22 protein-coding genes and 1 riboswitch are annotated in these 18,259 nt (G+C 70.4%); of the genes, 15 read left to right on the top strand and 7 right to left on the bottom strand.

The features are described 5' to 3' along the window. Positions 1–40: 40 nt before the first annotated feature. Entirely contained in the window at positions 41–1,024 is a 984-nt protein-coding gene (locus GC203_RS01915; protein ID WP_293450775.1) for a nitronate monooxygenase family protein, read from the top strand. Here the strand turns inward: GC203_RS01915 and GC203_RS01920 are convergent. Next, a complete protein-coding gene (locus GC203_RS01920; protein ID WP_293451228.1) occupies positions 1,021–2,778 on the bottom strand; it encodes an ABC transporter ATP-binding protein/permease in 1,758 nt (585 codons plus the stop codon). The two genes, GC203_RS01915 and GC203_RS01920, sit on opposite strands and share 4 nt — an antisense overlap. Before the next feature lie 246 nt (positions 2,779–3,024). Here GC203_RS01920 and GC203_RS01925 point away from each other — a divergent pair, with 246 nt between their 5' ends. Continuing rightward, positions 3,025–3,627 (top strand): TIGR00730 family Rossman fold protein, encoded by a 603-nt coding sequence (locus GC203_RS01925; RefSeq protein ID WP_293450777.1) that lies wholly within the window; start codon positions 3,025–3,027, stop codon positions 3,625–3,627. A 13-nt stretch (positions 3,628–3,640) separates the two neighbouring features. On the opposite strand, the gene GC203_RS01930 is transcribed toward GC203_RS01925, so the two are convergent. After that, positions 3,641–4,600 carry a LysR substrate-binding domain-containing protein gene (locus GC203_RS01930; protein ID WP_293450779.1) on the bottom strand — a complete coding sequence of 320 codons (960 nt, stop codon included), beginning with the start codon at positions 4,598–4,600 and terminating at the stop codon, positions 3,641–3,643. Positions 4,601–4,700: 100 nt separating this feature from the next. Here GC203_RS01930 and GC203_RS01935 point away from each other — a divergent pair, with 100 nt between their 5' ends. Further along, positions 4,701–4,856, top strand: a complete 156-nt coding sequence (locus GC203_RS01935) for a hypothetical protein (protein WP_293450781.1) — start codon at positions 4,701–4,703, stop codon at positions 4,854–4,856. 57 nt (positions 4,857–4,913) lie between these two features. Here the strand turns inward: GC203_RS01935 and GC203_RS01940 are convergent, their stop codons facing one another. Next, complete coding sequence (locus GC203_RS01940; RefSeq protein WP_293450783.1) at positions 4,914–6,959, bottom strand: NAD(+) synthase; 2,046 nt, start codon at positions 6,957–6,959, stop codon at positions 4,914–4,916. Between the two features lie 130 nt (positions 6,960–7,089). Between GC203_RS01940 and GC203_RS01945 the strand changes: the two genes are divergently transcribed. Continuing rightward, on the top strand, positions 7,090–8,268 hold the full coding sequence (locus GC203_RS01945) for a low temperature requirement protein A (protein WP_293450785.1): 1,179 nt from the start codon (positions 7,090–7,092) through the stop codon (positions 8,266–8,268). Positions 8,269–8,283: 15 nt separating this feature from the next. Here the strand turns inward: GC203_RS01945 and dksA are convergent, their stop codons facing one another. Together dksA and GC203_RS01955 are read right to left on the bottom strand one after the other, a co-directional pair. Then, positions 8,284–8,712, bottom strand: a complete 429-nt coding sequence (gene dksA / locus GC203_RS01950; RefSeq protein ID WP_293450787.1) for an RNA polymerase-binding protein DksA — start codon at positions 8,710–8,712, stop codon at positions 8,284–8,286. 104 nt (positions 8,713–8,816) lie between these two features. Then, positions 8,817–9,254 (bottom strand): flagellar assembly protein FliX, encoded by a 438-nt coding sequence (locus GC203_RS01955; protein ID WP_293450789.1) that lies wholly within the window; start codon positions 9,252–9,254, stop codon positions 8,817–8,819. Between the two features lie 192 nt (positions 9,255–9,446). Here GC203_RS01955 and GC203_RS01960 point away from each other — a divergent pair, with 192 nt between their 5' ends. The 3 genes from GC203_RS01960 to GC203_RS01970 are packed head-to-tail and all read left to right on the top strand — an operon-like array spanning position 9,447 to position 11,319. Next, positions 9,447–10,556: a flagellar basal body P-ring protein FlgI gene (locus GC203_RS01960; RefSeq protein WP_293450791.1), complete on the top strand. Its 1,110-nt coding sequence runs from the start codon at positions 9,447–9,449 to the stop codon at positions 10,554–10,556. Continuing rightward, positions 10,556–10,873, top strand: a complete 318-nt coding sequence (locus GC203_RS01965; RefSeq protein WP_366501318.1) for a rod-binding protein — start codon at positions 10,556–10,558, stop codon at positions 10,871–10,873. Before GC203_RS01960 ends, GC203_RS01965 begins: the two co-directional genes overlap by 1 nt. Then, positions 10,873–11,319 (top strand): flagellar basal body protein, encoded by a 447-nt coding sequence (locus GC203_RS01970; protein WP_293450793.1) that lies wholly within the window; start codon positions 10,873–10,875, stop codon positions 11,317–11,319. The genes GC203_RS01965 and GC203_RS01970 overlap by 1 nt, the downstream gene beginning before the upstream one ends. Positions 11,320–11,325: 6 nt before the next feature. Here GC203_RS01970 and GC203_RS01975 read toward each other — a convergent pair whose 3' ends face one another. Next, the gene (locus GC203_RS01975; RefSeq protein WP_293450795.1) at positions 11,326–11,757 is read right to left on the bottom strand and encodes an Rrf2 family transcriptional regulator; all 432 of its coding nucleotides are present in this window, start codon (positions 11,755–11,757) and stop codon (positions 11,326–11,328) included. A 100-nt stretch (positions 11,758–11,857) separates the two neighbouring features. On the opposite strand from GC203_RS01975, the gene GC203_RS01980 reads away from it, so the two are divergent. The 4 genes from GC203_RS01980 (at position 11,858) to GC203_RS01995 (ending at position 13,420) form a co-directional block, all read left to right on the top strand. Continuing rightward, positions 11,858–12,241 carry a group 1 truncated hemoglobin gene (locus GC203_RS01980; RefSeq protein WP_293450797.1) on the top strand — a complete coding sequence of 128 codons (384 nt, stop codon included), beginning with the start codon at positions 11,858–11,860 and terminating at the stop codon, positions 12,239–12,241. A 75-nt stretch (positions 12,242–12,316) separates the two neighbouring features. Next, positions 12,317–12,480: riboswitch (FMN riboswitch) on the top strand. Positions 12,481–12,565: 85 nt separating this feature from the next. Beyond that, complete coding sequence (locus tag GC203_RS01985; RefSeq protein WP_293450799.1) at positions 12,566–12,703, top strand: hypothetical protein; 138 nt, start codon at positions 12,566–12,568, stop codon at positions 12,701–12,703. 4 nt (positions 12,704–12,707) lie between these two features. Then, entirely contained in the window at positions 12,708–13,133 is a 426-nt protein-coding gene (locus tag GC203_RS01990; protein ID WP_293450801.1) for a PaaI family thioesterase, read from the top strand. Beyond that, positions 13,130–13,420 carry a DUF1330 domain-containing protein gene (locus GC203_RS01995; protein ID WP_293450803.1) on the top strand — a complete coding sequence of 97 codons (291 nt, stop codon included), beginning with the start codon at positions 13,130–13,132 and terminating at the stop codon, positions 13,418–13,420. Before GC203_RS01990 ends, GC203_RS01995 begins: the two co-directional genes overlap by 4 nt. Here the strand turns inward: GC203_RS01995 and GC203_RS02000 are convergent. Beyond that, positions 13,417–14,997, bottom strand: coding sequence for an ABC-F family ATP-binding cassette domain-containing protein (locus GC203_RS02000; RefSeq protein WP_293450805.1), 1,581 nt, complete (start codon positions 14,995–14,997; stop codon positions 13,417–13,419). The two genes, GC203_RS01995 and GC203_RS02000, sit on opposite strands and share 4 nt — an antisense overlap. Before the next feature lie 183 nt (positions 14,998–15,180). Between GC203_RS02000 and GC203_RS02005 the strand changes: the two genes are divergently transcribed. From GC203_RS02005 to GC203_RS02020, 4 genes are all read left to right on the top strand, one after another. Further along, on the top strand, positions 15,181–16,245 hold the full coding sequence (locus GC203_RS02005) for a DUF2157 domain-containing protein (RefSeq protein ID WP_293450807.1): 1,065 nt from the start codon (positions 15,181–15,183) through the stop codon (positions 16,243–16,245). Then, positions 16,242–16,820: a GDYXXLXY domain-containing protein gene (locus tag GC203_RS02010; protein ID WP_293450809.1), complete on the top strand. Its 579-nt coding sequence runs from the start codon at positions 16,242–16,244 to the stop codon at positions 16,818–16,820. Before GC203_RS02005 ends, GC203_RS02010 begins: the two co-directional genes overlap by 4 nt. 65 nt (positions 16,821–16,885) lie before the next feature. Next, a complete protein-coding gene (locus tag GC203_RS02015) occupies positions 16,886–17,551 on the top strand; it encodes a 2OG-Fe(II) oxygenase (RefSeq protein WP_293450811.1) in 666 nt (221 codons plus the stop codon). A gap of 76 nt (positions 17,552–17,627) precedes the next feature. Next, positions 17,628–18,239, top strand: coding sequence for a TetR/AcrR family transcriptional regulator (locus GC203_RS02020; protein WP_293450813.1), 612 nt, complete (start codon positions 17,628–17,630; stop codon positions 18,237–18,239). Positions 18,240–18,259: the final 20 nt, after the last annotated feature.

Consider the following 18,259-nt stretch of genomic DNA (forward strand, 5'->3'; position numbering starts at 1 on the left):
CGAAGGGCGACAAACCGAACAGCCCAAGGGGCGAGGAAACATGATCAGGACGCGCATCACCGAGATGTTCGGGGTCGAGACCCCCATCGTCATGGGCGGGATGACCGGGGTCGGCTATGCGCCGCTGGTGGCCGCCGTGGCCAACGCCGGCGCGCTCGGCTTCATCACCGCACACCATTCCAAGTCGGCCGAGGAGCTCCACGCGGAGATCAAGCGCTGCCGCGACCTGACCGACAAGCCGTTCGGCGTGAACCTCACGCTGCTGCCGTCGCTGAACCCGATCCCCTACGATGAATACCGCGAGGCGATCATCGAGAGCGGCGTGAAGATCGTGGAGACCGCCGGCCGCGCGCCGGTCGACCATCTGCCCGCCTTCAAGGCCGCCGGCGTCAAGGTGATCCACAAGTGCACCTCGGTCCGCCACTCGGTTTCGGCCGTGAAGCACGGCGTCGACGTGATCTCGATCGACGGCTTCGAGTGCGCCGGCCACCCCGGCGAGGACGACATCGGCCTGGTGGTGCTGCTGCCGGCGACGGCCGACGCGGTGAACGTGCCAATCATCGCCTCGGGCGGCATGGCCGACGGACGCAGCCTCGCCGCCGCCCTGGCGCTCGGCGCGGACGGCGTCAACATGGGCACGCGCTTCATGGCGTCCCAGGAATGCGCCATCCACGAGAACGTGAAGCGGAAGATCGTCGAGAACACCGAGCGTGACACGCTGCTGACCAACCGCACCCTGCGCAACACCAGCCGGGTGGCGCGCAACGCCGTCTCGGAAGAGGTCGTGAAGATCCAGCAGGATCCGACCAAGACCATCGAGGACGTCCGCCATCTCGTGGCCGGCGTGCGCGGCCGCACCAACGTGATGGGCGCCGGCGACACCGACGGCGGCATCTGGACCGTCGGCCAGAGCCAGGGGCTGATCCACGACATCCCGACCTGCAAGGAGATCGTGGCCAACATCATGCGCCAGGCCGAGGCGATCCTCGAACGCGACGCCAAGCGCGTGGTCGTGACGGCCTAGCTTTCGCGGGTCTGGCGCCGCCACAGGGCGGCGTACTCGCCCTGGTTCTCCAAGAGCCGGGCGTGCGTCCCCTGCTCCACGATCCGGCCCCGGCGCAGGACCAGGATCTGGTCGGCGTCGACGATGGTCGAGAGCCTGTGCGCGATCACCAGCGTGGTCCGCCCGGCCTTCACCTTGCGCAGCGTCTCCTGGATCGCCGCCTCGGTGGGGCCGTCCAGGGCGCTGGTGGCCTCGTCGAGGATCAGCAGCCGGGGGTCGGCCAGCAGGGCGCGCGCGATGCCCACCCGCTGACGCTCGCCGCCGGAGAGCTTCAGGCCCCGCTCGCCCACGCGGGTCTGCATGCCGTTCGGCAGGCCGTCGATGAAGGGCCCCAACTCGGCGGCTTCGGCGGCCGCGCGCACCTCGGCGTCGCCCGCGTCGGGCCGGGCGAAGGCGATGTTGGCGTAGAGCGTGTCGTTGAACAGCGCCACGTCCTGGGGAACCAGCGCCACGGCGCGCCGCACCTCGGCCTGACGGAGCTTGCGCATGTCGACGCCGTCCAAGGTCACGCGGCCCTCCTGCGGATCGATCAGGCGCATGGCCAGGCGAACCGCCGTGGTCTTTCCGGCTCCCGACGGGCCGACCAGCGCCACGGTCTGGCCGGGCCGGGCCTCGAAGCTCACGCCCAGGAGGCCGGACGAGCGCGCGTCATGGCGGAAGCTCACGTCCTCGAAGGCGAGCGCGGCGCCCTTCCCGCTCGCCGGCGGCAGGGCGCGGGCGTCGGGCGCGTCGGTGATGTCGGGGGCGATGGCCTTCAGCGAAACCATCTGCTCCATGTCGATCAGTCCCTGGCGGATCTCGCGATACTGGAAGCCCAGCATGCCCAGGGGCGCATAGAGGCCGGAGAGCAGGAAGATGGCGGTGGTGATGTCGCCGATCTTGAGATGCCCGCCCGCCACCTCGGCGCCCGCCATCACGGTCATCGCGGCGAGACCCACGTTGAGGATCAGGGACTGGGCCCCGTTCAGCAGGTTGAGCGAGGCGTTGGCGCGGGCGCTGGCGTCGACGTAGTCGTTCATCGCCTGGCCGTAGGCGCCGACCAGCCTGTCCTCCGCGCCGAAGGCCTTCAGGGTCTCGTAGTTCATCAGCGCGTCCGACGAGAGGCCGGCGGCGCGGTTGTCGGCCTCGTTGAGGTCGCGCCGGTGCGAGAGCCGCCAGTCGGTGATCCGGAAGGTCACCGCGGCGTAGATCAACAGGGTCGCGAAGGCGGTGAGGGCGAAGCGCCAGTCCAGGCGCACCACCATCACCCCCATGGCCAGGATCAGTTCCACGAAGGTGGGGCCCAGGCTGAAGATCAGGCTGCGGATCAGGAAGTCGGTCGACCGGGCGCCACGGTCGATGATCCGCGAGAGCGTCCCGGACTGCTTGGTCTGGTGGAAGTCCAGCGACAGCGACAGGGCGTGGCCGAAGCTCTCCACCGCCGCCCGCGCCATGGTCGACTGCGAGACCCGGGTGAAGATCGCGTCGCGCGCGTAGGGCGCGCAGGCCGCCACGAGGCGCAGGCCCGCGAACGCGACGGCCAGCCCCACGAAGTTCGCGCCGAGGATCAAGGCGCCGCCCGCCGACGGGCTGATCGCATTGATGGCGTCCCCCAGCATCACCGGCGCGATCACGCCGCAGAGCTTGCCGACCAACACCAGCACCAGCGCCGCGCCGATGCGCAGGCGCAGCTGCGGCGCGCCCGAGCGCATCACCAGGGCGGCCAGATCGCCCATGGAGGCCCAGAAGGCGAACTTCGTCTCGCGGGGGGCGACGGCGCCAGGGCCGGAGAAGCGGCCGCGCGCGACGTGGGCGTGGACCAATGCGCTAGGCCTCGCTTGGCGCGGCGAGGCGGCGCGCGGTCGAGGTGATCACTGACAACTTCACGGCTTGCTTGAAACTCCTTAACCCTAGCAATAGCTAGTTGGGCTTGCGTGGCGCTGAAGCAAGCGCCCAAGCTGTTTCCTCTTGGAGTATGCGTGATGCGGCGTGAGAGCCAGCGCCTGGAATCGGCCTGCGTGTTCTGCGGTTCGTCGGATGACGCCGACCCGCAGTTCCTGGCGGCTGCCCGGACGATCGGCAAGGGCCTGGCCGACGCCGGCGTCAAGCTGGTCTACGGCGGCGGGGGCGTGGGCCTCATGGGCGCGGTGGCGCGTGCGGCCCACGAGGCGAACGGCGACGTCCTGGGCATCATCCCGACCTTCCTGGTGGGCAAGGAACGCGCCCTGGAGACGGTGGAGCACATCATCGTCGACAACATGCACGAGCGGAAAATGCTCATGTTCCAGCGGTCGGACAGCTTCATCATCCTGCCCGGCGGCATCGGCACGCTGGAGGAAGTGGTGGAACTGCTCTCGTGGCGGCGGCTCGATCTGCACGCCAAGCCGGTGGTCTTCTACAATCCGCGCGGCTTCTGGGAGCCGCTGTTCAAGCTGTTCCAGCATACCGTCGACGAGCGCCTGACCCCGCCCGAGTTCATGCAGGCGTGGGTTTCCGTGGAAGCGGCCGAGGACGTGGTGCCGGCCCTGCTCGGCCAGGGACGCGAGCGCTACCCGTCGGAAGCCGCCGTCGGCCGCCGGGGCTGAACCCGACCTGCTGTCACCCCGGCGGAACGGCCTCCCCCGGAGGCGGGAACCGCGCGTTGATCGCCTGAGCCGCGGGATCGGTCTCGACCTGCTCGCGCAGCCAGTCGCGGAACGCCGCGATCTTGCGCGTGCGCCGCCGATCGCTCGGGTAGACCAGCCAGTAGCCGCCGCCCACGCCGATATGGAGGTCGAAAGGCTGGATCAGGCGCCCCTCGGCGATCTCGCGGGCGAACATCACCGGCGAGCCGAACGCGGCCTCGTCGCGAGCCATGCCCGCGGCCACCTCGATGATCTGGTTGTCCGCGGCCAGCCGGGGCGGGCCGCCCCGCCGCCCGGCCGGGGACGCGACGCCGGCGGCGGCGAAGAAGGCGGCCCACTCCGAGTCGGAACCGACGCGGGGCGCATCCAGTAGGGCGGAAGGGCTCGGCGACGGCCCCAGCGCGGCGAGCGCCCGGGGCGTCATCAGGACCGTCTGGGCCGAGGAGAAGAGGTAGACGACCTCCAGGCCGGGCCATTCGCGCCTGTCCGAAGCCCGGATCGCGACGTCGGCGTCCTCGCGCAGCAGGTCGACGACCCTGGAGCTGGTGTCTAGCCGCACCGCAATGGACGGGTGCGCGAGCTGGAAGGCCCCCAGGCGCGGGGCGAGCCATTGGTTGGCCAAGGTCTGCAGGGTGGTGATCGACAGGACGCCCGCATCGACGCCGGCCAAGTCGGCGAAGGCCGAGCGCAGGGCGGTCATCGCCTCGCCCGCCGCCCGCGCCAGCCGCTCGCCGGCCGGGGTCAGCACCACCTCTCGCGGCAGCCGTCGGAAGAGCGGCTGCTCCAGTCGCCGCTCCAGCGCCTTCACCTGCCAGCTCACCGCCGCCTGGGTCATGCCGAGTTCCTCGGCCGCGCGCGTGAACCCGCCCAAACGGGCGGCCGCCTCGAACACCCGGATCGCGCTCAGCGGGATCGACGCCAGCGGATCAGACATAAGCAGGCCTTATGAAAACAACAGGAGAACGCGTTTGTGACTCTGCACCTTGAAGACCATCTTCCCAAGCGACAAACAAGTCCCTCCCCCGGAGCCCGCCATGGAAGAACTGCACAAGATTCACAAAGACGTCCCTTATGGATATTGGGTGCTCTGGATCGTCCCCGCCTTCAAGGCCCTGAGCAGCCGCTGGCGCGGTCCGGGCCCAAAGCGCGCCCTGCCGCCCGGCCTCGACCAGCTTTCCGCGCCACACTGACGGCCGTCGGCGCGCAGTGTCACCGACTAGGCCCTCCCCGCTCGGGAGGGCTTCTTCTTAAGGGACGTTGGCTTCCAGCTCGTCCAGCCAGACCCGCGCCGTCCCGTCGCTGGGCGCGCGCCAGTCGCCGCGCGGGCTGAGCGCCCCGCCCGAGATCACCTTGGGCCCGTTCGGCAGGGCCGAGCGCTTGAACTGGCTGATCTCGAAGAAGCGGAACAGGAACACGCCCAGCCACTTCTTGATCGTCTCCAGGTCGTAGGCGTTGCGCGCCTCGGGCGGGAAGTTCTCGGGCCATAGGCCCCGCGCCGCGTCATGCCACGCATGCCATGCCAGGAACGCCACCTTCGAGGGTCGCAGGCCGAAGCGGGTGATGTGGAAGAGGTTGAAGTCCTGCAACTCGTAGGGCCCCACCTTGGCCTGGGTGCTCTGGATCGCGCCCGTGGCGTCGGCCGGGACCAGTTCCGGCGAAATCTCGGTGTCGAGGATCGAGAGCAGCGTCCGGTTGGCGTCGTCCGGGAACTGGCCCGTCTTCACCACCCAGCGGATCAGGTGCTGGATCAGCGTCTTCGCGACGCCGGAATTGACGTTGTAGTGGCTCATCTGGTCGCCGACGCCATAGGTGCACCAGCCCAGCGCCAGCTCGGAAAGGTCGCCCGTGCCGACCACGAAGCCGTTGTTCTGGTTGGCGAGGCGAAACAGGTAGTCGGTCCGGAGGCCCGCCTGCACGTTCTCGAAGGTGATGTCATAGACCGGCTCGCCGCCCGCGAACGGATGGCCGATCTCCTGCAGCATCAGCCGCGCGGTGGGCTGGATGTCGATCTCCTGGCCGGTGACGCCCAGTCCCTTCATCAGCGCCCAGGCATTGGCCTTGGTGCCGTCGCTGGTGGCGAAGCCCGGCAGGGTGAAGGCCAGGATGTTCTCGCGCGGCAGGCCGACGGCGTCGAACGCCTTGGCGGTCACGATCAGGGCGTGGGTGGAATCGAGCCCGCCCGAGACGCCGATGACGGCGTGCTTCGTCCCCGTCGCCTGGATGCGCTTGGTCAGGCCCTGGACCTGGATGTTGAACGCCTCGTAGCAGTCCTGGTCCAGCCGGGCCGGATCGTCGGGCACGAAGGGGAAGCGGTCCAGCGGCCGGATCAGGCCCACGTCGTCGAAGTGCGGCTCATGGGCGAAGCGCACGCGGCGGAACGACCGTTCCGGGTGGCCGGCGGCCGCGGCGGCGTCGTTGAAGGTGGGCGTGCGCATCCGCTCCAGGCGCAGCCGTTCCACATCAATGTCGGCCACCGCCATCTCCGAGGCCGCCGGAAAGCGGTCGGTCTGGGCCAGCCGGCGGCCAAGTTCGTGGATCGAGGCCTGGCCGTCCCAGGCCAGGTCCGTGGTGCTCTCGCCCGGCCCAGCGGCGGAATAGAGATAGGCCGCCTGACAACGCGTGGATTGCGAGGCGCACAGGATCTCGCGATCGTCGGCCTTGCCCACCACGATGTTCGAGGCCGACAGGTTGCAGAGGATCAGCGCGCCGGCCAGCGCACCCTGGGTCGACGGCGGCTGCGGCGCCCAGAAGTCCTCGCAGATCTCCAGATGGAAGACGAAGTCGGCCAGATCCTCGGCCTCGAAGACCAGGTCCGTGCCGAACGGCGCGCTCTGGCCCGCGATGGTCGTCTCCAGGCCGGTCACGCCGACGCCCGGCGCGAACCAGCGCTTCTCGTAATATTCCCGATAGTTCGGCAGGAAACTCTTCGGCACGACGCCGAGGATGCGACCCCGCGAAATCGCCACGGCGCAGTTGTAGAGCCGCCCGTTGTGGATCACCGGCGCGCCCACGATCAGCACCGGCTTCAGGCGCCTGCTGGCCTCGGCCAGCGCCCCGATCTCCGCCTCCACCCGCTTCACCAGGGCGTCCTGCAGGAACAGGTCGTCGATGGCGTAGGCCGACAGTCCCAGCTCGGGGAAAAGCATCAGGTCGCAGCTCTCGACATCGCCCTCACGGGCGAGCCGGAGCGTCTCAGCGGCGTTGAAGCCGGGGTCGCCAGGCCGCACCGAAGGCGTGCAGACCGCGGCGCGGACGAAGCCGTGCGTGTGGATCGAGTGGAACGCCTCAGTCACGGTCGGCTCCGTCCGGAGTAATGCTCATTTTGAGCATATATAGTCTGACGCCAATGTGCGAGCAAAGCGTCAACACCCCAGACTTGGCCGAAAGCGCGCCGCCCCGCTAGGCTCGGTCGCGGGAGGCGCCATGACCCGACAGATGCTCCGCGAGCGCGTGCAAGGCCATCACGCGAGGGTGACGACGGTCGAGCTGTTCTTCGACCTGGTGTTCGTCTTCGCCGTGACCCAGCTCTCCCACGCGCTCCTGGAACAGCACGGGCTCGCGGCCGTGCTTGAAACGCTGCTGCTCCTGCTCGCGGTCTGGTGGGCGTGGATCTATACGACCTGGGTCACCAACTGGCTCGACCCCGACAATCCGGTGGTCCGCAGCGCGCTCTTCGTGCTGATGGCGCTGGGCCTGCTCCTCTCGAGCTCGATTCCCGAGGCGTTCGGCGAACGGGCGCTGATCTTCGCGCTGGCCTTCACCGCCACACAGGTGGGGCGCACCCTCTTCATGGTCTGGGCGGTGCGCAGCGACGACTCGCTGCGCCGCAACTTCGTCCGGATGGCGATCTGGAAGAGCCTGTCGGCGGTCTTCTGGCTGTCAGGCGCGCTCGCCGGCGGCTGGCAGGCCGCCTTCTGGTCCGCGGCGCTCGCCATCGAATACGCTTCGGCCGCGCTGGGCTTCTGGACGCCGGGCATGGGCCGGACCAGCACCGACGAATGGACCGTCGAAGGCGCCCACATGGCCGAGCGCTGCGGTCTCTTCATCATCATCTGTCTCGGCGAATCGATCCTGATGACCGGCGCCACCTTCGCGGGCGGCCACTGGACGCCGGCCGACGCAGCGGCGTTCCTGATCGCCCTGCTGGGCTCGGTCGCCATGTGGTGGATCTATTTCAACGCCGCCGCCGAGGCGGCCAGCGAGGCCATCGCCAGTTCGCGCGACCCCGGCGCCATCGCGCGTCTCGCCTACACCTACGCCCACATCCCGATCGTGGCGGGGATCATCGTCGCGGCGGCCGGGGACGAGCTGGCCCTGGCCCATCCGCTGGGCGAACTGGAGCCGCGCGCGGCCTGGCTGATCCTGGGTGGGCCGGCGCTCTTCCTGGCAGGCGGCCTGTGGTTCAAGCATGCGGTGTTCAGGGTGATCTCGCCGTCGCGGGTGACGGGACTGGCGCTTCTGGGCGCCGCGGCCGTGGCCACGCCCCACCTGACGCCCATCGCGCTGCTCGGCGCGGCGACGACGGCGCTCGGGGTCACAGCGGCCTGGGAAACGTTCGTGCGCCGATCGCCCGGCCCTGCAGCCGAGGGCGTCGGCGGCTAACCGCCCGAAGGCCGGTCAATCGTCGCGGTGGACGCGCTCGCGGCGCTCGTGCCGCTCCTGGGCCTCAAGACTCAAGGTTGCGATCGGGCGGGCTTCCAGACGGGCCAGGCCAATCGGCTCGCCCGTCTCCTCGCAAAAGCCGTACGAGCCATCCTCGATGCGGCGGAGCGCCTCATCGATCTTGGAGATCAGCTTCCGCTGACGGTCGCGGGTGCGCAGCTCAAGTGCCCGATCAGTTTCCGAGGACGCCCGATCAGCTAAGTCGGGGTGGTTCTCGGTTTCCTTCTGAAGGTGCGACAAGGTCTCGCGAGATTCGCGAAGGATGTCCTCTTTCCACATGAGGAGCTTCTGCTTGAAGTACTCAAGCTGACGCTCGTTCATGAACTCCTCGTCCTCGGAAGGACGGTAGGCGGAATCCTCAGCCAGAACTGCGGCTGTCTTCATGAAAACCTCACGCCCCTGCGAAGCCTGAGACACGCGGCGGCTGTATACCAGAACAAGCCGCCGTTTCAACGCCGCCGGTTCGCCGCAGATCAAACCGCTGTGGATCACGCCGCACGGCTTGTGGACTCCAGCTTGGCGAGCTCAACCGCCGCGCGAGTCTCGATCTCGTCCAGCACCGCCTCCAGTTTCGGATCGTCCGTGAAGGCGCGCTCCTCCCGGATCGCTCGGCTGAGCGCGTCCAGCTGGGTCGGCCCCAGTTCCCCGCCCAGCAGCGCCACCTTGATGTCGTCCAGCTTGTCCAGGAGCTTGCCGGCGCGGCGCACCGACCGCCGCCGGCGCTCGATGGGAGTCTCCACCTGCTGCAGGGCGATGAGCGCCTCGACGCCCATCACGCCGCCTGCGCCCGCCACCGACGTGGCCGGCGCGGCCGCCGAGGCCGGCGCGGCGCCGGCGATCCGGAAGCCCGCGCCGTCCCCACCGCCGCCGCGCGCGGGCTTCGCGCCGGACGCCTGGGACGGACCGCCTGTTCCGGAGACCTTCATGGGAATGGACGCCTGGACCTCGACACTTCGACCGGCACCTTCCGCCCCCAAGCTTGCAACACGGTTAACGGGCGGCGCTTTCTGCCTAGTCGATCTTGCCGCCCCCCATGGCGGCCTGTTTGATATTATTGAGTTTTTCGCTTGGCACGCTTCTCGCCAGACGGGCGCTGAACATCTGCCCCCAAGGTAGCCATGCGTCCGATCCGTCTCCTCGCCGCCCTCACCCTCGCCGCCGCGGCCGCTTTCGCCTCCCCGGCGATGGCCAAGTCGCGCATCAAGGACATCGTCGAGTTCGAGGGGGTGCGCGAGAACCAGCTCATCGGCTACGGGATCGTCGTCGGGCTGAACGGCACCGGCGATGCGCTGCGGAACGCGCCCTTCACCAAGCAGAGCCTCGAGGCGATGCTGGAACGCTTGGGCGTGAACGTCCGCGACGCGAATCTCAACACCAAGAACGTCGCCGCCGTGATGGTGACGGCCAAGCTGCCGGCCTTCGCTGCGCCGGGCGCCAGGATCGACGCCACCGTCTCCGCGCTGGGCGACGCCAAGAGCCTGCTGGGCGGCACCCTGCTGGTCACGCCGCTGCTCGGCGCGGATGGCCAGGCCTACGCCGTCGCGCAAGGGACCGTGCAGACGGGCGCGATCAGCGCCGGCGGCGCCTCGGGCTCGACCGTGCTCAAGGGCGTTCCGACCGCCGGCCGCATCGCCAGCGGGGCGACGGTCGAGCGCGAAGTCGCTTTCCAGATGGCCAGCATGGGCCAACTCCGGATGACGCTGCGCAATCCCGACTTCACGACCGCGAGGCGCATCGCCGACGTGGTCAACACCGCCTATCCCGGCACCGCCTACGCCGAGAACCCGACCATCGTCGCGGTCCGACCGCCGAACGGCCAGGACATGACCGCCTTCATGGCGCAGGTGGAGAACCTCTCGGTGGAGCCCGACGCCCCGGCCCGGGTGGTCATCGACGAGGTCGCCGGCGTGATCGTGATGGGTGACGCGGTCCGCGTCTCCACCGTGGCGATCCAACAGGGCAACCTGACCATCACCGTGCGCGAGCAGCCGGCCGTGAGCCAGCCCACGCCCTTCTCCCGCGGCGGCCAGACGGCGGTCGTCCCACAGAGCGACGTTTCGGTCGAGGAGGAGAAGGGCCGCCAGTTCCTCACCGTCCAGTCGGGCGCCTCGCTCGCCACGCTGGTGGGAGGCCTGAACGCGCTGGGCGTCACGCCGCGCGACATGATCTCCATCCTCCAGACCATCAAGGCCGCGGGCGCGCTGCAGGCCGAGATCGAGGTGATGTGATGACCGACCTGATCTCCCCCGTCGCCCTTTCGCCGAGCCTGCTCTCGCCCACGGCGACGCCGACGAGCACGGCCGACCTCGCCCACTCCAAGGCCAAGGACGCGGCGCAGAAGTTCGAGGGCCAGTTCCTCTCGATGATGTTCCAGCAGATGTTCGCCGGCGTGAAGACCGACGGCCCGTTCGGCGGCGGCTTCGGCGAAGAGATGTTCCGCTCGGTGCTCACCGACGCCATGGGCAAGGAGATGACCCGCGCCGGCGGCATCGGGCTCTCCGACACGATCCAGCGCGAAATCCTCAAGATGCAGGGGCTGACCTGATGGCTATCGCCGCGAACGACGCTACCGATCGGGTCGAACAGCTCCTCATCCTGACCGACAGGCTGACCGCCCTGATCGCCGAGCAGGCCAAGGCGTTCGAGGAGCGCCGGCCGCAGGAGGCGGCGGCGTTGATGGAGGAGACCTCCCGCCTCGCCAACCTCTACCGCCACGAAAGCATGCGGGTTCGCGCCGAACCCAGCCTGATTTCCGGCGCGCCGCTCGAGCTTCGCACGCGCCTGACCCGCGCCACCGAAGCGTTCGACGCCGTGCTCGCCCGCCAGGGCCGCGCCATCGAAGCCGCCAAAATCGTGACCGAGGGCCTGGTCAAGTGCATCGCCGACGAAGTCGCGCGCCAGCGCAGCCAGGTCAGCGTCTACGGCGCCAGCGGCCAGCAGAGCGGCGGCCCCGGGACGGCCACGGCGATCACGCTCAACAAGCGGGCCTGAGCCGGCTCAGAGCCTGAGCGCCCGGGCCAGCGCCCGCCGATTGGCCGCCATGTCGGCCACGGTGTAGCCGTCGAGCACATCGAGATAGGCCTTCAGCGCCTCGTCCAGACGCCGTTGCAGCAAGCAAACCGGCATGAGCGGGCAGGTGTTGGTCTCGGGATTGAAGCACTCGACCATCTCGCCGAGGTCCTCGGTGCGGCGGACCACCTCCCCGATCGGGATTTCGCCTGGCGGCCGCGCCAGCCGCACGCCGCCGCCCCGCCCGCGGACCGTCTCCACGTAGCCAAGCGCACGGAGCCGCTGGAGCACCTTCACGAGGTGGTTCTTGGAGATCCCGTAGGCCGTGGCGATGTCGCCCGCCGTGACCGCCGGCGCGTCCGTCGCGGTCAGGTAGATCAGCGCCCGCAGCGCATAGTCGGTGTGAAGGCTCAAACGCATCCTGTCGCTCACTTGGGTCGTAGCTTGTGGCGGCCCTTAAACTGGTATATTTGGCGCCACTTCTAAAACTGGCATTTTCAATACCACTTCTGGAGGACATGTGACCACGCTCTACGAACGCATCGGCGGGACGGCCGCGGTGAAGGCCGCCGTCGACATCTTCTACGGCAAGGTGCTGGCCGACGCCCGCATCGCGCACTTCTTCGAGGGCGTCGACATGACCGCCCAGAACGCCAAGCAGCGGGCGTTCCTGATCATGGCCTTCGGCGGCCCCAACACCTATTCGGGCGCGGACATGCGCCGCGGCCACGCCCATCTGGTCGCCCGTGGCCTGAACGACAGCCACTTCGACGCCGTGGTGGAGAACCTCGCGGCGACGCTGACAGAGCTCGGCGTCGGCCAGGCCGAGATCGCCGAGGTGGCCGCGGTCGCCGAGAGCGTGCGCGACGACGTCCTGGGCCGCAGCTCGGCCGAAGCGGCCTGAGCCGCCACGTTCAAACGCTTGTTTGGCGCGAATGATCGTGCCTATCCTGTGCGCGCCGTCGGATGTTCCGGCGGTCTGCGTTCTCAGGGCGGGGTGAAACTCCCCACCGGCGGTAATGCCTCCAGCGATGGAGGACGAGCCCGCGGGCACCTGGCTTCTCCGCCATACGGAAGGTCAGGGACGAGCAGACCCGGTGCGATCCCGGGGCCGACGGTCATAGTCCGGTTATGAGAACGGTCGAGCCGCGAGGGGCGGATACCGCCCCACGTGCGCCCGGCCTCTCCCTGAGTCGTGGTCCTTTGAACCCGGTCAGGGAGAAGAGCCATGACCCACCCCACCGCCCAAGCCACGAGCGAGGCCCCCGGCGATCGCCCCGGCGTCAATGCCGCCTTCCGCCACGGGTTCGCCGCCGAGACGGTGATCTCGGCGCCGTCGCTGGCGCAACCCGCGAGCGCGGGGTGACGCCATGGACGCCAGAGTGATCGTCCCCGACGGCTTCGTGCGGCACGACCGCCGGAGCGCCGTCACCGACCCCTGGGAGCCGCTCTACCGGCGCCTCTCGGGCGACATGGTGGTGCTGGGCCTGCGCGCGGGTCCGGCCCACTGCAATGGCCGGGGCTTCGTCCATGGCGGCCTGATCTCGGCGCTGGCCGACAACGCCATGGGACTCTCGTGCGTGCGGCGGATGGGCGGCCTCTCCAGCCTGGTCACGGTGAACCTGTCGGTCGACTTCCTGGCGTCGGCCCTCACCGGCCAGTGGCTGGAGTTCGACACCATGTTCGTGAAGCCCGGCGGCACGCTGGCCTTCGCCCAGGCCTTCGTCACCGCCGACGGCCAGGCCTGCGCGCGGGCCAACGCCGTATTCCGCGTCGTGAAGAAGGCCGCGGCATGACCTGCTATGTCGTCGGCCGCATCGCGATCCACGACCGCGAACGCTACGGCCGCTATGTGGCGGGCTTCATGCCCGTGCTGCAGGCGCACGGCGGGCGGCTGCTGGTGTCGGACGAGGCCCCCGAGCCGCTGGAAGGCGAATGGGACGGACGAAAGCTCGTCCTGCTGGCCTTCGAGACGCGCGACGCCGCCCTGGCCTGGGCCAATTCGCCCGAGTACCGCGAGATCGCCGAGCACCGGCTCGCCGCCGCCGACACCATCGCGCTGCTGTCCGAGGGGTTCGGCTAGAGCCGGATCTCCCGCCCGATCCCGATGGCGTCCAGGAAGTCGCGGTCGTGGCTCACGACCAGCAAGGCGCCGTCATAGCCCGCCAGCGCCGCCTCGACCGCCGCGATCGAGTCGAGGTCGAGGTGGTTGGTCGGCTCGTCGAGGATCAGCAGGCCCGGCGGCGCGTCGCCCAGCAGCAGGCAGGCGAGCGCCGCCCGCAGGCGCTCGCCGCCGCTCAGCGCGGCCACCGGCTTCTCGGCCGCCGCGTTGCGGAACAGGAAGCGCGCCAACGCGGCGCGGGCGGCGTTCTCGCTCGCGCGCGGGTTCAACCGGCGGAAGGCCGCGACAAGACTGGACGCATCGCCCAGCAACGCGGTCTGCTGATCGAGGAAGGCGGGCGCCACGCCGCGAACGACCCGTCCGGCGGCGGGCTCCAGCTCGCCGGCCGCCAGCCGCAGCAGGGTGGTCTTGCCGGCGCCGTTCGGGCCCGTGATCGCCACCCGCTCCGGCCCGACGACGCGCAGCCCGACCCGATCCAGCACCGGCGCGGCGCCCGGATGGGCGAAGGTCACCTCGTCGAAGGCCAGCACGGCCTTTCCGGCGGCGAGGCCGGACGGCGGCAGGTCGAACGCCAGCACACGCGCCCGCTCGACCCGCGCCTGCGCCGCCGTCAGGGCGTCGGCCGCCTGGGCCGTCTGCCGCTCGGCCAGCCGGCGGATGCGCCCGCCCGTGCCCTCGGCGCGCTCCGCGCGGGCGTCCAGCAGCATCTTCGGCGCATCGCCCTTGGCCCGGGCGCGCTTGCCCGCCGCGTCGCGACGCGCCTGGCGCTCCAGCGCGGCCTGGGCCTCCCGCGCGGCCTGGGCGGCGGTCTTCTCGGCGTCGGCCAGGCTCCGCGCCGCCGCCGCCTCGGCGAGGGCCCTCCGCTCGACGTAGAGATCATAGCCGCCGCCATAGACCTGCGCGCCCAGGTCCGAGAGCTCCACGATCCGGTCCATCCGCCGCAACAGCTCGCGATCGTGGCTGACCACGATCGCCCCGCCCTTCCAACGTCCCAGCGCGTCGGTCACGAGGCCGCGGGCCTCGGCGTCGAGGTTGTTGGTCGGCTCATCGAGGATCATGAGATCAGGCTCGGCCGCCATGAGACCCGCCAGCGTGGCCCGCGTCGCCTCGCCGCCGCTGAGGCTCGCGGCGGACCGGGCGAGGTCGAGGCCGGCCAGGCCCGTTTCCGCCAGCGCCGCGTCCAGGCGGGCGGGCAGCATCCAGTCGGCGTCGGCGAGATCGTCGGGGCTCCCCTGCCCCGCCTCGATCCGGCCGAGGCGGTCCAGGGCCTCGGCCACGCCCATCAGGTCGGCCGCCGTCGCACCGGGCGGCGGGGCCAGCGCCTGGCGCAGCACGCCCAGACGGCCACGCACGGCGACGCTTCCGGCCGCGGGCGCGAGGTCGCCCAGGATCAGCCGGATCAGGGTGGACTTGCCCACGCCATTGCGGCCCACGAGGCCGGTGCGTTCGGCCCCGAAGGAGAGTGTCAGGTTGTCGAAGAGCTGGCGGCCGTCAGGACTGGCGTAGGAAAGCCCGTCGAGGGTGGCGAAGGTCGGCATGGGGGCGGCTCGTCATGGCGTGGACGTCTCGGGCGGTCGGGATGTCCAGCGTCAGCCGCATCGGCCTCTCCTTCGGATGAGGCCTCGTATCTAGGCCGCAGAGGCCGCGCCCGCAATCCCGGCGCGCCTTGCCGCCCGCCGCCATCTCGGCCAGTCTCGGCGCGGTCGGAGTGGGGCGCACGCATGGCGAGCTATCGGCGCCGCCTCGAGGCGGACCTGGAAACCTGGATCGCCGCCGGCCTTGTCGCCGCCGAGAATCGCGACCCGATCCTCGCCACGGTGAAGGCCGATCGCCGCCTCGACGCGGCGACGGCGCTGGCGGCCATCGGCGCCTTCCTGGCCGGCGCCGCGGTCATCGCCTTCATCGCGGCGAACTGGGGGGCGATTCCCCGGCTCGTCCGGTTCGGGATGATCATGTCGGCCTTCCTCGGCTCGGCGTTCGGCGCCGCGTGGGCTGCGGCGCGGGGACGCGAGGTGACCAAGAACCTCCTCCTGGCGCTCTCGGCCCTGGTCTTCGCGGCGGCGATCGGCCTTACGGGCCAGATCTTCGACATCGCCGGCGATCCGGCGACCGCGCTGCGCGCGGCGGGCCTCGGCGCGGCCCTCCTGGCGGTCGCAGGCCGCTCGCCCTGGACGGGCGCCGCCGCCATCGCCCTGCTGCTCCTGGGCGACGGGGCGACGCTGAGGGGGTCGCTTCGCGGTGGCGACGCCCCGGTCTGGTGGGCGACGCTCGCCGCGCCGGCCGGAGCGGCGCTGGCGCTGCTGTGGCGGTCGCGCCCGCTCGCCCACGCCGCGGGCGTCGCCGCGGTCATGGCGGTGTTTTCGCCGCCTTGGGCCGGCGAGGAGGCGATGCGCGGCCGCTTCCTCCTTGCGGCCGTCGTCCTCGCCGGCCTCGCCGCCGCCGCGCGGGCGGGTCGCGTCCGCTACGGCGCCGTGAGCGCCGACCTCTATGGTTGGGCGACGGCCGGCGGGCTCATCGGCTTCGCCGCCTGGGGCCTGGGAAGCGAGGCGTTCGGCGTGGCGCACGCCGTCATGTGGCTGGCGCTCTCGGGCGCTGTGGTCGCGCTCGGCCGCAACGATTCGGAGGGCCGGATCACGGCGCTTGGCGTACTGAGCCTGCTGGCCGCAGGCGCGGCCCTCCTCTTCAACCTGGGCGTGGGCCTCCTGACGACGGCGGCGGTGTTCGCCGGCTGCAGCGTCGTCGCCCTGGTCGTCGCCTTCCTGCTGCGCCGGGGGCGGCCGGCGTGAGGTTCGGACCGCCCGCCCGGATCGTCGCCGCCAGCCTCGTCCTGGCGCTCGCGCTCGGCGGCGTGGTCGCCCGCGAGGGCCTCGCCCTGGCCCACGGCCAGGAGGTCTCGCTGGCCATCAACATGTACGATCCGCGCAGCCTGCTGAGCGGCCACTATCTCCAGTTCCAGCTCCGCGATTTTCCGCCAGCGGGCTCGGGCTGTCCGCCTGGAACCGTGTCGAGCGATGGACCGCCGCCCGACTGGGTCGCGCTGTCGCCGGCCGGCGGGCGTCATCGCGTCACGGGCGCGGCGGCCACACGTGAGCAGGCGGCGAAGCTCGGCGAGATCGTGGTCCGCGGCCAGGCCTTCTGCTCCGCCCCCCGGGAAGACCGGCGCCCGGCGGTCACGCTCGAGATCGGCGTCGACCGTATCCACGCCAGCCAGGCCGAGGCGGAAGCCATTGCGGAGCGGATGGGCGACGACGATCCCGACCATCCGTCGGCGGTGGCGATCGTCTCCATCGGACGCGATGGCAAGGCCCGCCTGAAGGGCCTGATCGCCGGCGATCGCCGCATCGACCTCAACTGGTTCTAGCGGACTTCGGCCGCGTGATCCGGCGGACGGATTGAACCCGCCGCCCGACCGGCGATCCTGCGCTCATGGAACACGATCTCGACGCCTATGGCTGCGCCGTCCTGCCTGGCCTTCTCTCGGCCGACGCCTGCGCCAAGGTCGCCGGCTGGTACGACGATCCAGCCCGCTTCCGTTCGACCGTCGTGATGGCTCGCCATGGGTTCGGCCGGGGCGAGTACCGCTACTTCGCCTATCCGCTCCCCGACCCGATCCAGGCGTTGCGCACGGCGCTCTATCCGGCGCTGGCGGCCGTCGCCAACCGCTGGAACGCGACCCTGGGCGAGAGCGTCCGCTTCCCCGAGACGCATCAGGCCCTTCTCGATCGCTGCCACGCGGACGGGCAGACGCGCCCCACGCCGCTGCTGCTGCGCTATGGGCCGGGCGACTACAACTGCCTGCACCAGGACCTGTACGGCGAACACGTCTTTCCCCTGCAGGCAGCGATCCTCCTGTCGGAGCCCGGGCGCGATTTCGAGGGCGGCGAATTCGTGCTGACCGAGCAGCGGCCGCGGATGCAGTCGCGGGCCGAGGTGGTTCCGCTGCGCCAGGGCGACGCCGTCGTCTTCCCGGTCCGCCACCGTCCCGTGCGGGGAACGCGCGGCGTCTATCGCGTGAACCTGCGCCATGGCGTCAGTCGGCTTCGCAGCGGGCGGCGCCACACCCTGGGGATCATCTTCCACGACGCGCGCTGAGGCGGCCAAGATTTCATTTTAGTTAGACTCACACAAAATCTTTGCGATCGCCGTTATTCGTGTTAATGGCGCTCTCATGAAAATTGACACGCCTGAGACCGACGCCCGGCGCCCGTACCGCCAGACCGCCCGCGCCGCCGCCGCGGAGGCGACGGCCCAGCGCATCGTGGCCGCCTTCCGCGCACGCCTCGAACACATGTGGTTCGACGAGATCCGACTGGAGGACGTGGCCCAGGAAGCGGAGGTCACCGTGCAGACGATCATCCGCCGGTTCGGGAGCAAGGAGGGGCTGCTCGAAAGCGCCGCGGAAGCGATCGGCGAGGAAGTGCACGCCGCCCGCGCCATTCCGAACCCCGATCCCCTCTCCGTGGCCCGCGCGGTGATCCAGGACTACGAGCGCACGGGCGACACCGTCATGCGGGTCCTGGCCCAGGAAGATCGCCTCCCACCCCTTCGCCACTTCGCCGATATGGGCCGGGCCGAGCACCGGGGCTGGGTGGCTCGCGTGTTCGCCGGCGCTCTGGAAGGTCTCGCCCCCGACGCCGCCCAGCGCCGGCTCGACGCCCTCGTCGTCGCCACCGACCTCTACATCTGGAAGCTCATCCGCCGCGACATGCAGCGGCCGATCTCCGAGCTCCAGGCCCTCATGGCGCGGCTCATTGAAGCCGCCCTCGCCGACCCCGCGTAAAGCGTTTCCGACAACTCCAT

It is taken from the genome of Phenylobacterium sp., from assembly GCF_016124325.1.
Lineage (GTDB): Bacteria > Pseudomonadota > Alphaproteobacteria > Caulobacterales > Caulobacteraceae > Phenylobacterium.

What these genes read in the sequence shown, in the direction of transcription:
- GC203_RS01915 (WP_293450775.1), top strand. Translation starts at nt 41, where the DNA reads ATGATCAGGACGCGCATCACCGAGATGTTCGGGGTCGAGACCCCCATC.
- GC203_RS01920 (WP_293451228.1), bottom strand. Translation starts at nt 2,778, where the DNA reads ATGGGCGATCTGGCCGCCCTGGTGATGCGCTCGGGCGCGCCGCAGCTG.
- GC203_RS01960 (WP_293450791.1), top strand. Translation starts at nt 9,447, where the DNA reads ATGCGTCCGATCCGTCTCCTCGCCGCCCTCACCCTCGCCGCCGCGGCC.
- GC203_RS01930 (WP_293450779.1), bottom strand. Translation starts at nt 4,600, where the DNA reads ATGTCTGATCCGCTGGCGTCGATCCCGCTGAGCGCGATCCGGGTGTTC.
- GC203_RS01985 (WP_293450799.1), top strand. Translation starts at nt 12,566, where the DNA reads ATGACCCACCCCACCGCCCAAGCCACGAGCGAGGCCCCCGGCGATCGC.
- GC203_RS01955 (WP_293450789.1), bottom strand. Translation starts at nt 9,254, where the DNA reads ATGAAGGTCTCCGGAACAGGCGGTCCGTCCCAGGCGTCCGGCGCGAAG.
- GC203_RS01990 (WP_293450801.1), top strand. Translation starts at nt 12,708, where the DNA reads ATGGACGCCAGAGTGATCGTCCCCGACGGCTTCGTGCGGCACGACCGC.
- GC203_RS01925 (WP_293450777.1), top strand. Translation starts at nt 3,025, where the DNA reads ATGCGGCGTGAGAGCCAGCGCCTGGAATCGGCCTGCGTGTTCTGCGGT.
- dksA (WP_293450787.1), bottom strand. Translation starts at nt 8,712, where the DNA reads ATGAAGACAGCCGCAGTTCTGGCTGAGGATTCCGCCTACCGTCCTTCC.
- GC203_RS01935 (WP_293450781.1), top strand. Translation starts at nt 4,701, where the DNA reads ATGGAAGAACTGCACAAGATTCACAAAGACGTCCCTTATGGATATTGG.
- GC203_RS02000 (WP_293450805.1), bottom strand. Translation starts at nt 14,997, where the DNA reads ATGCCGACCTTCGCCACCCTCGACGGGCTTTCCTACGCCAGTCCTGAC.
- GC203_RS01945 (WP_293450785.1), top strand. Translation starts at nt 7,090, where the DNA reads ATGACCCGACAGATGCTCCGCGAGCGCGTGCAAGGCCATCACGCGAGG.
- GC203_RS02015 (WP_293450811.1), top strand. Translation starts at nt 16,886, where the DNA reads ATGGAACACGATCTCGACGCCTATGGCTGCGCCGTCCTGCCTGGCCTT.
- GC203_RS01995 (WP_293450803.1), top strand. Translation starts at nt 13,130, where the DNA reads ATGACCTGCTATGTCGTCGGCCGCATCGCGATCCACGACCGCGAACGC.
- GC203_RS01970 (WP_293450793.1), top strand. Translation starts at nt 10,873, where the DNA reads ATGGCTATCGCCGCGAACGACGCTACCGATCGGGTCGAACAGCTCCTC.
- GC203_RS02020 (WP_293450813.1), top strand. Translation starts at nt 17,628, where the DNA reads ATGAAAATTGACACGCCTGAGACCGACGCCCGGCGCCCGTACCGCCAG.
- GC203_RS02005 (WP_293450807.1), top strand. Translation starts at nt 15,181, where the DNA reads ATGGCGAGCTATCGGCGCCGCCTCGAGGCGGACCTGGAAACCTGGATC.
- GC203_RS01965 (WP_366501318.1), top strand. Translation starts at nt 10,556, where the DNA reads ATGACCGACCTGATCTCCCCCGTCGCCCTTTCGCCGAGCCTGCTCTCG.
- GC203_RS01975 (WP_293450795.1), bottom strand. Translation starts at nt 11,757, where the DNA reads ATGCGTTTGAGCCTTCACACCGACTATGCGCTGCGGGCGCTGATCTAC.